General features: G+C 62.1%; 11 protein-coding genes. 8 read left to right on the forward strand and 3 right to left on the reverse strand.

The window, feature by feature from the left end; all coding sequences use genetic code 11:
- Nucleotides 1-501 precede the first annotated feature (501 nt).
- The 7 genes from Q4G32_RS10645 to Q4G32_RS10675 all read left to right on the forward strand — a co-directional run bounded on the left by Q4G32_RS10645 (nucleotide 502) and on the right by Q4G32_RS10675 (nucleotide 8,069).
- On the forward strand, nucleotides 502-1,968 hold the full coding sequence (locus Q4G32_RS10645) for a hypothetical protein (protein ID WP_303351284.1): 1,467 nt from the start codon (nucleotides 502-504) through the stop codon (nucleotides 1,966-1,968).
- On the forward strand, nucleotides 1,965-3,086 hold the full coding sequence (locus tag Q4G32_RS10650; RefSeq protein ID WP_303351285.1) for a glycosyltransferase family 4 protein: 1,122 nt from the start codon (nucleotides 1,965-1,967) through the stop codon (nucleotides 3,084-3,086). Before Q4G32_RS10645 ends, Q4G32_RS10650 begins: the two co-directional genes overlap by 4 nt.
- Nucleotides 3,083-4,171, forward strand: coding sequence for a hypothetical protein (locus tag Q4G32_RS10655; RefSeq protein ID WP_303351286.1), 1,089 nt, complete (start codon nucleotides 3,083-3,085; stop codon nucleotides 4,169-4,171). The genes Q4G32_RS10650 and Q4G32_RS10655 overlap by 4 nt, the downstream gene beginning before the upstream one ends.
- Nucleotides 4,146-5,060: a WecB/TagA/CpsF family glycosyltransferase gene (locus Q4G32_RS10660; protein WP_303351287.1), complete on the forward strand. Its 915-nt coding sequence runs from the start codon at nucleotides 4,146-4,148 to the stop codon at nucleotides 5,058-5,060. Before Q4G32_RS10655 ends, Q4G32_RS10660 begins: the two co-directional genes overlap by 26 nt.
- On the forward strand, nucleotides 5,050-6,315 hold the full coding sequence (locus Q4G32_RS10665; RefSeq protein WP_303351288.1) for a lipopolysaccharide biosynthesis protein: 1,266 nt from the start codon (nucleotides 5,050-5,052) through the stop codon (nucleotides 6,313-6,315). The genes Q4G32_RS10660 and Q4G32_RS10665 overlap by 11 nt, the downstream gene beginning before the upstream one ends.
- An 84-nt stretch (nucleotides 6,316-6,399) precedes the next feature.
- On the forward strand, nucleotides 6,400-7,425 hold the full coding sequence (locus Q4G32_RS10670) for an LLM class flavin-dependent oxidoreductase (protein ID WP_303351290.1): 1,026 nt from the start codon (nucleotides 6,400-6,402) through the stop codon (nucleotides 7,423-7,425).
- A gap of 140 nt (nucleotides 7,426-7,565) precedes the next feature.
- Nucleotides 7,566-8,069: a phosphoribosyltransferase gene (locus Q4G32_RS10675; protein ID WP_303351291.1), complete on the forward strand. Its 504-nt coding sequence runs from the start codon at nucleotides 7,566-7,568 to the stop codon at nucleotides 8,067-8,069.
- A 4-nt stretch (nucleotides 8,070-8,073) separates the two neighbouring features.
- On the opposite strand, the gene Q4G32_RS10680 is transcribed toward Q4G32_RS10675, so the two are convergent.
- Nucleotides 8,074-9,228, reverse strand: coding sequence for an acetate/propionate family kinase (locus tag Q4G32_RS10680; RefSeq protein ID WP_303351292.1), 1,155 nt, complete (start codon nucleotides 9,226-9,228; stop codon nucleotides 8,074-8,076).
- A 231-nt stretch (nucleotides 9,229-9,459) separates the two neighbouring features.
- On the opposite strand from Q4G32_RS10680, the gene Q4G32_RS10685 reads away from it, so the two are divergent.
- The gene (locus tag Q4G32_RS10685; protein ID WP_303351294.1) at nucleotides 9,460-10,278 is read left to right on the forward strand and encodes a type IV toxin-antitoxin system AbiEi family antitoxin domain-containing protein; all 819 of its coding nucleotides are present in this window, start codon (nucleotides 9,460-9,462) and stop codon (nucleotides 10,276-10,278) included.
- A gap of 78 nt (nucleotides 10,279-10,356) precedes the next feature.
- On the opposite strand, the gene pta is transcribed toward Q4G32_RS10685, so the two are convergent.
- Both pta and Q4G32_RS10695 read right to left on the reverse strand, forming a co-directional pair.
- The gene (gene pta, locus Q4G32_RS10690; protein ID WP_303351296.1) at nucleotides 10,357-12,450 is read right to left on the reverse strand and encodes a phosphate acetyltransferase; all 2,094 of its coding nucleotides are present in this window, start codon (nucleotides 12,448-12,450) and stop codon (nucleotides 10,357-10,359) included.
- Nucleotides 12,451-12,593: 143 nt separating this feature from the next.
- The gene (locus Q4G32_RS10695) at nucleotides 12,594-13,802 is read right to left on the reverse strand and encodes an ATP-binding protein (protein WP_303351298.1); all 1,209 of its coding nucleotides are present in this window, start codon (nucleotides 13,800-13,802) and stop codon (nucleotides 12,594-12,596) included.
- Nucleotides 13,803-13,900 lie beyond the last annotated feature (98 nt).

The raw sequence follows: 13,900 nt of genomic DNA on the forward strand, positions 1-13,900 counted from the left end.
TGTTCGATTCCCCTTGTCGAGTCTTCTGCGTGCACGTCCGTGCAGTTCACGGCAAAGCCACGCCGTAGCAGCGGCAGCCGTTGCGAGGGTGTCACCCCCGCGGGCGCTCCCCTCCAGGGGCCTGAATCAGTGCCCTGATCCGGGAGGTGAATGCTCCGTGCTGACGGCACCCCAAATATTTGCCGCGAGCACGGCCCATGCTAACCCCCAGCAAAATCATGACGTAGGAAAATACATATTGTTAATGAGGCGGGCTCCCACTTGTGTGGACATCCCCGCCTGCGATTGCAAACTGTGTGGCCATGCGTGTCACCATGGCCTGAGCGCATGTGTGGCCTCACGGCAGAATGCTGCTTGGAGAGCGTGAGGCAGTCGGTCCAACTTGGGGAAGTAGGCCGCTGCTCACACCTGGCAATGCTCGGTACGGGGTCGAGGGCATGCTGGAGCCGCGGTGCGCGTTGTTCATTGGGAAATTACGCACGACCACGGGGAGGTTTCGCGTTGGTTGAAGTTGCCACATGGATCACCGTGGCGGCAGCCGTCCTGACCGGCGGGCTGGCTGTGGTGGTTTTGGGTGCCTGCGCCTTCATCTATCCCAAGGTCACCGCGGGAGTTTTGGTCATGGTGACCATGCTGTCCCAGACCATTCAAACGGTGTCCGGCGTCAACGCCCTGGGATACGGGGATGAGCTGGGTGTGATTCTTGCGGTGGCTCTCTTCTGTGGACGCCGCCTGTATCTGCACGGGTCCATCCGGTCTTATCCGGCCTTGTGGTTCTTCCTGGCTTTCGCGGCCTTTGGCGTGGTGAGCAGTGTTGTCAACTCAGTTCCATTGACCACCATGGCCATGGGCGCTTTCCTGTTCCTCAAAGGACCTGCACTGGGCTTTGCCGTGGCCCAGTTGGACTGGCGGAGAGAGGATGTCCCCAACATTGTCCGGGCAGGAACTTTTTTTGTGATGTTCGTTCTTGCCGCAGCCGTGGTGAATGCGGCGCTTCCGGGGTCCTGGAACGCCTGGATCGGGCGCATGGAGACCATTACCGAACGGGCTGGCTTCACCAGCTTGACGGGCCCGTTCGATCACCCGGTTGGCTTGGGCACCACCATGGCCATGGCGTTTGTTGCCATCCTGCTCTACCGCCATTTGGTCCGTAAAAACCTCCTGAGCTTGGCGTTGCTGATTGCCACGGGGTTGGCTTGTATTGCGGCCTTCCGGCGTAAATCCATTGCAGCGGCGGCCCTGACCGCCATCACCATGCGGGCCGTGCTGCCAGGGCCACGCTCGCTCTATGTGACGGCTTTGGCAGTGCTGCTCCCGGTGGCGTTGATCCTGGGATGGGAGCCCTTGACCGCTGTGGTGGTGAGCACCTATCAGGAGTACACCGCCAATGTGGCGGAGACCGCCAGGGTGCGGATGACCCTGGACGCCATCACGTTGACCCTGGCGGCTTTCCCGCTGGGTGTGGGGTTCGGCCGTTTTGCCTCCTTCACGGCCGGGGACCACTACAGCCCCCTCTACGAGGATCTGGGCTACCAGTGGATTTACGGGATGGGCCCCGGTGACCGCGGTGGGTTCCTGTCCGACACCTTTTGGCCTGCGCCCATTGCTGAGGCGGGCTTGATTGGCGCACTCTGTTACGCCGGTGCGCTCTACCTCCTGGCTGTCACCGGGTGGAGGCTCATGCGTGGCGCCGACTCCGCGGGGGTGCGATGGGTGGGTGCCGTCACCGTGGCTTGGTTCCTCACATTGGGGATCGAGTCCGTGGTGGCTCCCGTTTTTGTTTCCCCACCCATGTTCGCGTTGCCGTTTGTGGCTGCCGGTATTGCCACGGCTCTCTCCGCGGTCCCCCGGGATGAACAGTCTGTAAGCCAGCAGGGCGCAGATGCTCAACTCCCCGTGCGGCAGCGTATGGCTCCGTGGGAGAGCGGGTCAGAGCAACCTGCCGGAGAACGTGGGGGGAAGGCATGAAGGTTCGTGTTGCAGGGCCCCGGCCGGGCTCACCCGGAGGCATCGGCGTGATGTCCGGGTATCTGGAATCAACGCAGTCCACGCAGACAACGTTGGACTTTGTTGAATCGGGTGGCGCTCCCGATTCAGTCATCCTGCGCTTGGTGCATTTTGTGCAGGCGTTGGTGAAAGCGCTGACCTCATCCACTGACGAGGTGTGGGTTTTGCAGGTGAGCTCACGCGGCAGCACCTGGCGAAAGTTCTTGCTCAGCAAGGTTCTGCGGTTCCGCTCAATTCCCTACGTGGTGCATCTGCACAGTGGCGGGTATCCGGCCTTCTACAGCGCTCAGCCGCCGTTCCTACAACGCCGAATCCGCAGTTTGTTCAACCGGGCCGCCTTGGTGGCGGTGCTGGGTGAGGGGTGGGGGCGCTACGTCCAGGATGCTCTGGGGGTGTCCACCATCAAGACCGTGCAAATGCCCAATGCAGTTCCCGGGCCGGTCCGGCTGGGGCAGCGGCCCTTGCCCGTGCGGGTGTTGTTTGCCGGGCGAGTGGGCAAACGGAAGGGAGCCCACGTGCTCCTGGATGCCTGGTCCCGGTTGGAGACCGATGGGGTTGCCACGTTGATCCTGGCGGGAGACATGGATGACCCTGACGGCCTGATTGCCACCGCACTGGACAGCGCCAAGAACGTGACTGTCACGGGCTGGTTGGGTAGCGCTGCTTTGGTGGAGCAGATGGAACATGCGCACGTTTTGGTTCTGCCCAGCCAGGCCGAAAACCTGCCGTTGTCCCTGTTGGAAGGCATGGCCTGGGAACTGGCTCCCGTTGTCACCCCCGTAGGCGCGGTCCCTGAAGTCATCCGCGACGGCCAAGACGGCCTGCTGGTCCCGGTTGGTGACGTCCAAGCCTTGGCCGAGGCTCTGGAGCTTGTGATCAAGGACCACGAAACTCGGCAGCGGATGGCAACTTCTGCACGCAAAGTCTGGCGGGGGCGCTACGCCTTGGATTCTTACAGGGAGCGCTTTGACCGCATGGTGGACCACGCCCGGGAACGCCACCGGACCACAGCCAAACCCAGACGCCGGATGGAGACCGGTAGGTCCTCCGAGCATCTGCCTGCGGAGGGAGACGCATGAGACCACACGACCTGTTGACTCCGGACCTTGCTGAGGCCGTGGATTCCGCGCTGGAGCGGGCCTTCCGGTTTGCTGAAGTCCGCGAGTTCGCCGGCACGGACCCGTATGACGGCCTGCTGTCCCCGCTGGCCAAGCACTTGAAGACTCGCCGCCCACGTCAGGCGTGGGTGCAGGCGCACAAACGCGCCGGACAGTGGTTACGGGACCTGACGGATGTTCCACCGGTGCGGATGACCAAGGGGATGGCGCTGTTTTCCCATGCTGCGGTACTGGACAACAACCCTGAACTGGCCAATCGTCTGGTGGACCGCATTCTGACCGAGCGTGGAGCCGGCCCCTGGGGGTATGAGTTCGATGTCCAAACCCGGTGGGCTTTTTACCCCGCGGGCAGTCCCAACGTGGTGGCCACCACCTTTGCGCTCCGGGCCTTTCAAGCCACCGGACGTCTGAAGGAAGTCAGCACTGAGGTTGAGCAGTGGCTGGAGGGACAGTTTCACGATGGTTACTTCCGCTACACCACCACTTCCGACCGCCTGGTGCACAACGGTTCCTTGCTGGGTGCTGAAAGCCTGGCCATGCTGGGAGGGGACGGCGGCAAGATTCAGAGCGCCATCAACCGAACCGTGGCAGCGCAGATGCCGGACGGTGCGTGGTCCTACGGGGTGGGGCCGGGGCTGGAGTGGATTGACAGTTTCCACACCATCTACAACCTGGACTCCCTGTGGGCACTGGAAACGGCCGGTTTTGACACCGGAAATGCCCGGCAGGAGGGGCTGCAATTCTGGGCAGAGCACTGCCTGAATCGGGACGGCCTGCCGCTGTACTACGCCAACGCAGAAAAGGCTTCACATGACGTACACAACGTAGCCACCACCGTGGGCTTCTTGGCCCGGGCCGTGAACCGGGGCTGGGCAATCCCAGCTCCGCAACCGGCGGTGGAACACCTCCTGGCACTCCAGGGGGACGACGGCGGCTTCCGCAGTTTGGGGTCGGGGCTGCCGCACATGAGATGGAACCAGGGGCACGCCACGCTGGCCCTGGCCGGATGGGGGAACAACAATGAGTCAGCCGGCTCGTCAAGATGACTTTGACCAGGATTCACCGCAACGGGGTTGGGCTTCGGCGTCGTCGTCCAAAAAATCGCGGACCAGGCGCAACGTCATGGGGGTGGGGATTGACCCACTGACCATGGACCAGACCGTGGACAAGCTCAAAGGGTTGATGACTGACGGCGGTCACCACAACCACTTGTCCATCAACGCGGCCAAAATTGTCTCTGCCAAGGAAAATCCTGCCAAGCAGCATGAATTCAACGCCGCGGATGTTGTCAGTGCTGACGGTCAATCCGTGGTGTGGGCCGCCAAGCTGCTGGGCCGTCCGGTCCCTGAGCGCGTGGCGGGCATTGACCTGATGAACCGTCTGGTGGACCTTTCCGCTGAGGAGGGTCAACGCATCTACCTCCTGGGCGCGCGCCCGGAGGTTCTGGATGCCGTGGCGGAGGATTTCACGCGACGCGGCGCCAATGTGGTGGGCCGTCATGACGGCTACTGGAGGCAGGCCGGGAAGACCGATGAGGACGTGGCCCGGGAAATCGGCCACCTCAGCGTGGACATCCTGTTCGTGGCCGTTCCATCGCCCATGAAGGAAGACTTCATCTACGGGCAGCGTGAGCGCATGGCGGTGGGAGTGTGCGTGGGCGTGGGTGGCTCCTTTGACGTGGTCGCCGGGGAAACCAAACGTGCACCCGAACTGGTGCAGAGGTTGGGGATGGAGTGGGCCTTCCGGCTTGCTCTGGAGCCCAAACGGATGTTCAAGCGCTATGCCGTGGGCAACACCAAATTCCTATGGTACCTGGTCAAGGATCGGGCCGCCAAGGGCCGGAACTCCACGGAGCCTGCCGTCCAGCAGAGCTCAGTGGCCCACGAACCTTCACCTGATCACGCGGAACGGGACGATCCCAAGAGTGGCAGCTAGCGGCGGGGTGGGTGGAGCCCGACTGCAGTCCCTCATGGTGCTGGCAATTCGCATCGGCGGAGCGGCAGCACAGATGGCGCTGGTGGCCGTGGTTGCCCTGCAATTCACCGTGCAGGATGTGGGTCTGAACGGTCTGCTGTGGTCCGTGGCCTTGGTGGCTCGAATGGCCGGAACCTTTGGGCTGGACGTTGCCGGGATGCGTGAACAGGCACCTCTCTGGGCTGCCAACGATCGCCGCGCCGCGCGCCTTTTGGCCCGCCGGGACGCCAGGACAGTTGCCATGATGTGGCTGGCCATTGGCCTGGTGGTGGGGATTGTGGCGGTGGTGGGGGCCGCCCTGGGGTACTCCATGTGGCTTCTGCTGGCCTTCTGGGTGGTGGCGGCCGCATCGGCATTCGCGCGCCTGTTCATGGTGCAGCGGATCGCCCGGCAACTGCCCGTGGCCGGACAGTTCTTGGAGTCCGTGGCGCTGCCGGGGTTCGGGCTCATTGCCGCGGTGCTGGCGGCCCTGTTCGCCCCGCACCTGCTGATTGCTGGGCAGGTGGTGGCCTTTGTGCTGACCGCTGCGATCATGTGGTGGATTTCCCCCGCACCTGGCCGCCGTCTGGCGCATTACCGAGCCCAGGGCGTGGAAGTTCCCAAAACCCCGTGGCGGGTGGCGTTACCCCTGGGGCTCGGGGCAACCTTGACCGCCTTGTGTGTTCGCGGACCCATGTTCGTACTCTCCGCACGTTCCTTGGCGGTGGCCGGTACCTACGACGTCGCACAGCGCATCCAGTCCGCCGGCGCCATGGGAACCTCGGCGGTGGCAACTGTGTTCGGGCCGCGGATCGCGGTGGCCGTGCAAGACCGCTCTGCGCTGCGCAAACTTGTGGTGGAAGCAGCGGTTGCCTCCGCCATACTGCCCGGCCTGCTGTTGATCTTCCTCCTGTTGGTGGGCGAAGGCACCCTGGTGGATCTCTTGGGTGAGGATTATCGGGGAACCTGGGCGGCTGCCGTGGTCCTGGTGGTGTCCACCTTGATCAATGCCACCACCTCTGCCACCAGCAATGTGCTGATGCTGGGTGGGTACGAACGCTGGTTCATGCGGATCAGCGGCGTGCAGCTGGTGCTGGTGGTGGGTGGTGCCTGGCTGACGGGGGCGGACAGCGCAGTGACCGTGGCGTATTGGGTGCTGGGTGGAGAACTGTTCCGATCAACCTCCATGGCCTTGGGGTACGTGCTGCACGATCGAGCGTTGAAGCGCAGCGAGTGAACCCAACCCACCCGCTTTGCGTGACACGTCACCATAAGTGGGGCACAATGGATTGCGGTTCATCCCCTACTTCCGGAGCAGAACATGCAGCTTGGCCTCAACACCTTTGGCGATGTCCACCCCGGGCCGGACGGTCAGCCGATTTCACAGGCTCAGGTGATCCGCGACGTCGTCGCTGAGGGGCAGCTGGCAGATCAAGTGGGGCTGGACTTCTTTGGGGTGGGCGAACATCACCGCGCCGACTATGCGGTCTCCGCGCCGGACACCGTCCTTGCTGGTCTGGCCACCATCACATCCAAGATTCACCTGGGCACCGCGGTCACAGTGCTTTCCTCGGAAGATCCGGTGCGGGTGTATCAGCGATTTGCCACGGTGGATGCGCTGTCCAACGGACGCGCGGAAGCCATTTTGGGCCGCGGCTCCTTCACGGAGTCCTTCCCGCTGTTCGGTTACGCCCTGGAGGATTACGAGGACCTTTTTGCCCAGAAGCTTGAATTGTTCACTCGACTGCAGCGGGAGGGCCCCGTTGAATGGGAGGGGGGACTGCGCCCGGCGATCAACGGCATTGAGGTCTTCCCCAAGACGGAATCCGGACGGTTGCCCGCCTGGATTGCTGTGGGTGGATCTCCGAACTCCGTGGTGCGGGCCGCCCACTATGAGCTTCCCGTGATCTTTGCGATCATCGGCGGCAGCCCGTTGGGCTTCAAACCCTTTGCAGACCACTACCGGCGAGCCCTTGAACACTTTGGTAAGCCCGAACTGCCCATAGCGTGGCACTCCCCGGGGTATGTGGCGGCAACGGATCAGCAGGCACGTGATGAGTTCTTCCCGGCGTTTGCGGCCAATCACGATGTCATTGGCCGCGAACGCGGTTGGCCTGCGCTGAAGCGATCGGACTTTGACGCCATGTGTGGAGCGGAAGGGGCCTATTACGTGGGGTCGCCGGACACGGTGGCGCGCAAGATCGCAGCCCACGGGCAGGAGCTTGGGGCTGAACGTTTTGACCTCAAATACTCCGTGGGACCGCTGAGTCACGCTGCCATGATGCAATCCATCGAACTGTTTGGCACCCGGGTGGCTCCTTTGGTGCAGGAGATGCTGGCGGACTGAGCTTTTGGTCCGTGCCGGCGGCCGAGTGCGCAGTTGTGTGGCCCCTGAGCGCTGAGAGGCCACACAACTGGACACTGGGCACGGGTGAGTGGCGGTGGTGCTGGATGGCACCGTGGAGTCGCATGCCCTAACGTTGCCGCATGGCTTATCACGCGGATTCCACGGACCTGATCACCAAAGAAGTCCTCACCTGGCAAGGCTTTGGTGATGCCATCAGACAGCAGGCCCAGGCCATTGCGGACAGCGGGTTCCAGCCCGATCTGATCATCGGAGTGGCCCGCGGCGGCCTGGTACCCGCGGGCGCGTTGTCCTACGCCATGGGCGTCAAGCTGATTGATGCCGTCAATGTGGAGTTCTACACGGACGTCCACGAAACCTTGCCCGATCCCGTGCTGCTGGCACCCATGCTGGATGTGGATTCCATCCGGGGACGCAAAGTTCTGGTGGTGGACGACGTCGCCGACTCCGGGCGCACGCTGGCCCTTGTGCTGGAACTGCTGTCCGGATTCGGGGCTGACTGCCGCAGCGCGGTGATCTATTCCAAGCCCCGGTCCATCGTGGAGCCTGACTATGTCTGGAAGTCCACGGACGAGTGGATTGTGTTTCCGTGGTCGGATCAGCCGCCGGTGGTGGCCAACGCCTGAGAATCTATCCGCTGACCAGCTCAGCGGTGGCTTCCGCAATGGCACGTTCCTCATCGGTGGGGACCACCAGCACCTCCAAGGTGGAATCGTCAGTGGAGATCCGCCGCACCTGGTCATTGCGCACCGCGTTGGCCTCCGGGTCCAGCGTTGCTCCCAGCGCCCCCAGGTGATCCACCACCAGCTGGCGGAAGGTCCCCGAGTTCTCACCGATCCCGGCGGTGAAGATCAAAGCACGGGCACCACCCACGGCCACGTGGTATCCGCCGATGTACTTGGCCAGACGGTAGGCCGCCATCTCCAGGGCCAACCGGGCGTTTGCATCCCCCGCGGCGGCAGCTTCTTCCACGGCGCGCATGTCCGAATGGCCGGCAATAGCGTGAAGGCCGGACTGCTTGTTCATCATGTCGTCCAGGTGCTGAGCCGTCATCTCCGGGTCCCGGCGCAACATGGCGGTGATGATCGAAGGATCAAAGTCACCGGTGCGGGTTCCCATGATCAGCCCCGCCAGCGGGGTGAATCCCATGGAGGTGTCATAAGACTGGCCGTTCTTGATGGCCGTCACGGAGGCGCCGTTGCCCAGGTGAGCCACCACGGCGTTGAACCGATCGCGCGCCACACCCAGGTGTTCTGCGGCAAGTCCGGTCACAAAATCGTGTGAGGTTCCGTGGAACCCGTAACGGCGGACGCCGTACTCCTCGTACATCTCATTCGGAAGGGCATAACGCCACGCGTGCTCCGGCATGGACCGGTGAAATGCCGTGTCGAAAACGCAGACCTGGGGCATGTCAGGCCACTTTTTCTGAATGGCACGCAGTCCCAGGGCATGAGCTGGGTTGTGCAGTGGAGCCAGGGGAGAAAGGCGTTCCACGGCTCGAATGATCTCGTTGTCCACCAGAACCGGATGGGAAAAGCGCTCTCCACCGTGGACTACGCGGTGACCAGCAGCGTCAATGGTGCGGTCCCCAAGTTCTTCTTCCAAGCGCTGCGCCAGGATGTCCAGGGCCTGGGTGTGATCCTTGATCTCTGACGTGCCGATGTTCTCGATCAACCCCTTGGTGACCACCGTGCCGCCGTCGTGGGTGTTCTGACCGGGTTTAGGCATCTGGCGAACCTGGTACTTGATGGAGGACGAGCCGCAGTTGACGACCAGAATCAGCATGGGTTACTTCTTCCTGCGCGCCTGATCGGCCCGCGGTGGGCAGCGGAGTTCACCCCATTGTGTCAGCCGCAGCGCTCAGAGGCCCAGGTACGTGACGGGGTTGAGCCTTGTTGCTTGGCGGCTCCATCTGGACCAGTTGCGGCTGCTCTTGCCTCGGCCCGTGCATTCGACGCTCGGCAAGTTATCCACAGGGGGTGTAAGGCCAGGTGGAAGTAGTGTCAGGGTCGAGGCATGGACCTTGGTATCTACTCATGGAGTGATCTACGTGAACTGGGTATGGGCCGCAAGCAGGTGAACTCGCTGCTGGACAGCGGTGCCCTGCGCCGATTGCGCAAAGGATGGTTTGCCACAGTGCAGGCACCTGTCCCAGTCACACGTGCTGTGGCATTGGGCGGCACGCTCGGTTGTTTGAGTGGGTGTGAGCAACATGGGATCTGGACTCCCAATCGGAACCTACACGTCATGCTCAACCCCGGTGTTCCCGTGCCGTGCGTGAACAACGATGTTGAGGTGCACCGCCTGCGTGTGGCCACTCACCAACCACTGGCCCCTGTGATGGATTGTCTTGGCGAGGTGGTGGTGCGTCATGATGCGGAAACTGCACTCATTGTGATCGAGTCCGCTGTGGAGCAGGGACTGATCAATGAGCCGGATGTGAATGATCTCATTGGTATCGCACCCACGTGCAAGCGCCATGCGCTCGCGCACTTCACGCCGGGAGCGGGGTCGGGCAGCGAAACCAGGGTGCGTTACTTTCTTCAGCAACGCCGTTTCAAGGTTCGGTCCCAGGTCCACATCCCCGGGGTGGGGCATGTTGACCTTCTGGTAGGGCAGTCCTTGATCATCGAATGCGACAGTAAACAGCACCATGCGCCACAAGAGCGTTACAGAGTGGACCGGGTCAGAGATTTGGCTGCCCGCGACTTGGGCTACAACACCATGCGTCTGAGCTACGAACAGATTTGGTACACCTGGCCGCAAACTCAACGCAGCTTGCTTGCGGAAGTGGCTTCGGGGAGGCATCGCCGACCTCCTCTACCGCGGATGTGAAGCACCAACCTTATGGATACGCGGGAAATGAGCCTGTCAGAAGCCTGTCCCCGGTGAATCCATAAGGTTGGTGCGCGATCACATGGTTTGGGCCTGGATGGCGGTGATGGCCACCGTGTTCACAATGTCCTCCACTGTGCAGCCACGTGAGAGATCGTTGACCGGCTTGCGCAGACCCTGCAGAACCGGGCCCACGGCAACTGCCCCGGCGGACTGCTGCACCGCTTTGTAGGTGTTGTTGCCCGTGTTGAGATCTGGGAACACGAACACAGTGGCCTGACCGGCCACGGAAGATTCGGGCAGCTTGGATTTGGCAATGCTGGCATCCACAGCTGCGTCGTACTGGATGGGGCCTTCCACCGCGAAATCTGGGTTGGTGGCCCTGACGATTTCCGTGGCCTCCCGAACTCGCTCCACATCCTCACCGGAGCCGGAACCGCCCGTGGAGTAAGAAAGCATGGCAACCCGTGGGTCAACGCCAAAGGCCCGCGCGGTGGCGGCGGAGGCCACCGCAATGTCCGCCAACTGCTCCGCGTTCGGGTTGGGGTTCACGGCGCAGTCACCGTAGACCAGTACGCGGTCCTCCAGGCACATGAAGAACACGGAGGAGACAATCTTCACGCCCTCGGCGGTCTTCACAAACTCCAGGGCGGGGCGGATGGTGTTGGCCGTGGTGTGGGCGGCGCCTGAGACCATGCCGTCCACATCGCCCAGCTGAACCATCATGGTGCCGAAGTAGGAACCATCCCGCATGCGGTCCACCGCAACGTCCTTGGTCACACCCTTGTGCTTGCGGTATTCCACATAGGCGTCCGTGTACCGGTCAATCATGGCGGCATCATTGCGGTAGTCCACAAGGTCCAAACCATCATCCTCAAAGTTCAGGTTGATGCCTTCCGCATCGCACAGTCGCCGGACTTCATCCGGGTTGCCCAGGATGGTCAGATCGCAGAAGTTGCGGCGGTGGATGATTTCGGCAGCGCGCAGCACCCGGGGGTCATCACCTTCGGGCAGCACAATGTTCTTGCGGTCAGACCGGGCGGCTTCCACCAGATCGTGTAGGAAGCGCAACGGAGTGCGCCGCACAGGACGCTCCAAATCCAGTCTGGCCACAAGCTCTTGGACATCAATACGGCGGGACCACTCGCCCAGGGCGGCCGCTGCCTTACGCGGGCTGCGGTTGCTCAGGCGCCCGCGGGTGCGGGCCACTCGCTTGGCTGCCTGATAGGTGTCCTTGTCCGTGGTCAGGACCGGGAACGGTGCCTGCTGGATGAAGGACTGAACCAACTCACCGGGAAGCAAACCACCGGTCAGCAACATGCCGGCGGGAGTGGGGCGACCGGGGGAGAGCGCCGAGGCCAGGCAGGACATCAGCACGTCCGATCGGTCACCCGGGACAATCACCAACTCGCCCTCAACCAGCTGGTCCAGGAAGTGTTCAACTGTCATGGCTGCGATCTTCACGCCCTGGATGTCGCGGTCCAACGGCACAGCAGCCAGATCTGTACCGAACCCGGCTTCATCCACCAGCTCTTCAATGGTGGGGCTGGAAACTGCGGGGACTTCCGGAATGACATACACGGGGAGGTGGTGCTGCCCGCGGGGGGCTTTTTCGGCTACCTCATCCACCCAGGTAACCGGACAGCGGTTGACCATGATGGCAAAGATGTCGCACTTGGCCTCCCGCAGTTCCGTGCGGGAGACTTCCACGGCATTGAGCAGCTGTTGCGGGTCCTCGGTCTGGTTTCCGCCGATCACGGCCAGCACGGAGCAGCCCATGTTGTTGGCCAGCCGTGCATTGAGGTCGAACTCCGCAATCGCGGCATTGTGGGCGATCATGTCCGTGCCATCCACCACGATCACATCGCAGTGGGTGGCCATTTCGGTGTAGATGGCCACTGCTTGGGAATCAAGGTCGTCGTAGTTGCCCGTGGCCAGGATTTCGCGGGTCTGCTCCAGGGACACCGCACCGCGGCAACGTTCGGGGGGCAACTCAAAGGTCTCCGCCATGAGCTGCAACAGTGGGTCATCCTGCGGGGTGGCGCCCATGTGGACCGGGCGGAAGAAGCCCACGCGGTCGGAGTTCTTGAACAGGGTGTCCATCAGTCCCAGGGCCACCAGGGACTTGCCAGACAGCGGTGTCATGGCGCTGAGATAAATACCGTTGGTCACGCGAGTGCTCCTCATCCGCGGGCGAGCAAGGTCCAACTGCAACCCTATCGGTGCCATCGGCAACCGCGTCCGGTGTTGCCTGGCGTTCCCCGTCACGGCGGTCAGCGCAGTGGGCCAATGGAAGAACTGCGGCGCCTCGCGCTTCAGCCTTGGCTAGGCGGTGGATAGGCATCCCAAGGGTCAGCGGTTGCCGCTGACCCTCCCAGCTCCTGGGAGTTTCTCTGTGCGCGGATGTAATCGCCCAGGTAGGGGAGGGAGAACGTGACATAACCGTGTCCCGCAGAGCGGACATAGCCAGAATCAATCAGGCGTTTCTTGTATACCTGCACGTACTGATCTGAGACTCTTTGATCAGCAGCCCTCATGCGTTGCACGATGTCGGCGATCTTGGATCGCCCAGGGTCCTCTGCCATGGCGGTTACAAATTCTCTGTCTTTGGCGGAGAGGTCCTCGAAGACTTTGCTGATGACTCGTCTCTGGGCAGCTTCAATCGCCTTGCTGCTCCCCTGGCGAGCGTCTTCTACAGAAATTGCCTCTTGATCTGGTTGCTGGCGCCAGGCGTAGTCACCTACGAGCTGGACTAGGTACGGATAGCCTTGCGATGCGGCGATCATGTGCTCCAGGGCATCTTCCGCCAGCGTCCGTCCGCCGATTTGTGTGGTCTCGGCCAGAACTCGACGGGTTGAACCTGGGTCAAGTCGTTGGAAATCCAGAACCTTTGAACGCCGCAAAAAAGTCACGTGCTCCTGATTTTGCAGGGCGTCCAGATCAACCTTGATGCCTGCGAAAACGATCATGATGTTGGCGCCGCACTGGAGCGCATGATTTATCTCCAACGCGAAACGCGCAAGCTCGCGCATTCGGGCCTTACTCGCGGATACTTCATCAACGGTGATCAAGATGCCGCGGTGGTCTGTTGCATTGGAGAGCGCGAGTAGGTCTTGGCGCAACAGCGGCTTGGTAGGCCGTTCCCTGGGCAACAGTGTCCAATCGGCGCTGAAGTGCCAGATTTTCAGTGCACTCAGAGCTTGACGGTGGGTGGGCTCTAAATCGTTGATGATCGTAGGGATGGTGGTGCCCATGACTCGTTCCATGAGGCCCCGGCTTGCGTCGTCTTGAATGACCAGCCACCCCTCCTCGGCAGCTGCATCCTGCAGTAACCCCAGCATGGAGGTCTTACCTGAGCCGCGCAGACCGGAAACCAGGATGGAGTGATTGTCGCCGAAGTCGTAAGTCTTGAATACTTGGACCAGCTCGTCCACTTCTGGCTCATGGCCGGCAAAGACGTGTGGTTGCTTGCCGTAACCAGGGGTGAACGGGCTGTTGGAGGGGGTTCTGGGCGACTGTTCCACACGCACCTCCCAGTGCAAATCGTTTTTATTGTTTTTATTTCACTACAGCAAATCGTGCTGCACGCCCAGCAGTTCAGTCAAGTGCTCAAGCTGTCTTC

This window comes from Kocuria sp. (genome assembly GCF_030538595.1).
GTDB lineage: Bacteria > Actinomycetota > Actinomycetes > Actinomycetales > Micrococcaceae > Kocuria.

Bases quoted from the DNA above. Each gene is read 5' to 3' on its own strand.
- Q4G32_RS10650 (WP_303351285.1), top strand. From the start codon at position 1,965: ATGAAGGTTCGTGTTGCAGGGCCCCGGCCGGGCTCACCCGGAGGCATC.
- Q4G32_RS10655 (WP_303351286.1), top strand. From the start codon at position 3,083: ATGAGACCACACGACCTGTTGACTCCGGACCTTGCTGAGGCCGTGGAT.
- Q4G32_RS10660 (WP_303351287.1), top strand. From the start codon at position 4,146: ATGAGTCAGCCGGCTCGTCAAGATGACTTTGACCAGGATTCACCGCAA.
- Q4G32_RS10670 (WP_303351290.1), top strand. From the start codon at position 6,400: ATGCAGCTTGGCCTCAACACCTTTGGCGATGTCCACCCCGGGCCGGAC.
- Q4G32_RS10675 (WP_303351291.1), top strand. From the start codon at position 7,566: ATGGCTTATCACGCGGATTCCACGGACCTGATCACCAAAGAAGTCCTC.
- Q4G32_RS10680 (WP_303351292.1), bottom strand. From the start codon at position 9,228: ATGCTGATTCTGGTCGTCAACTGCGGCTCGTCCTCCATCAAGTACCAG.
- Q4G32_RS10685 (WP_303351294.1), top strand. From the start codon at position 9,460: ATGGACCTTGGTATCTACTCATGGAGTGATCTACGTGAACTGGGTATG.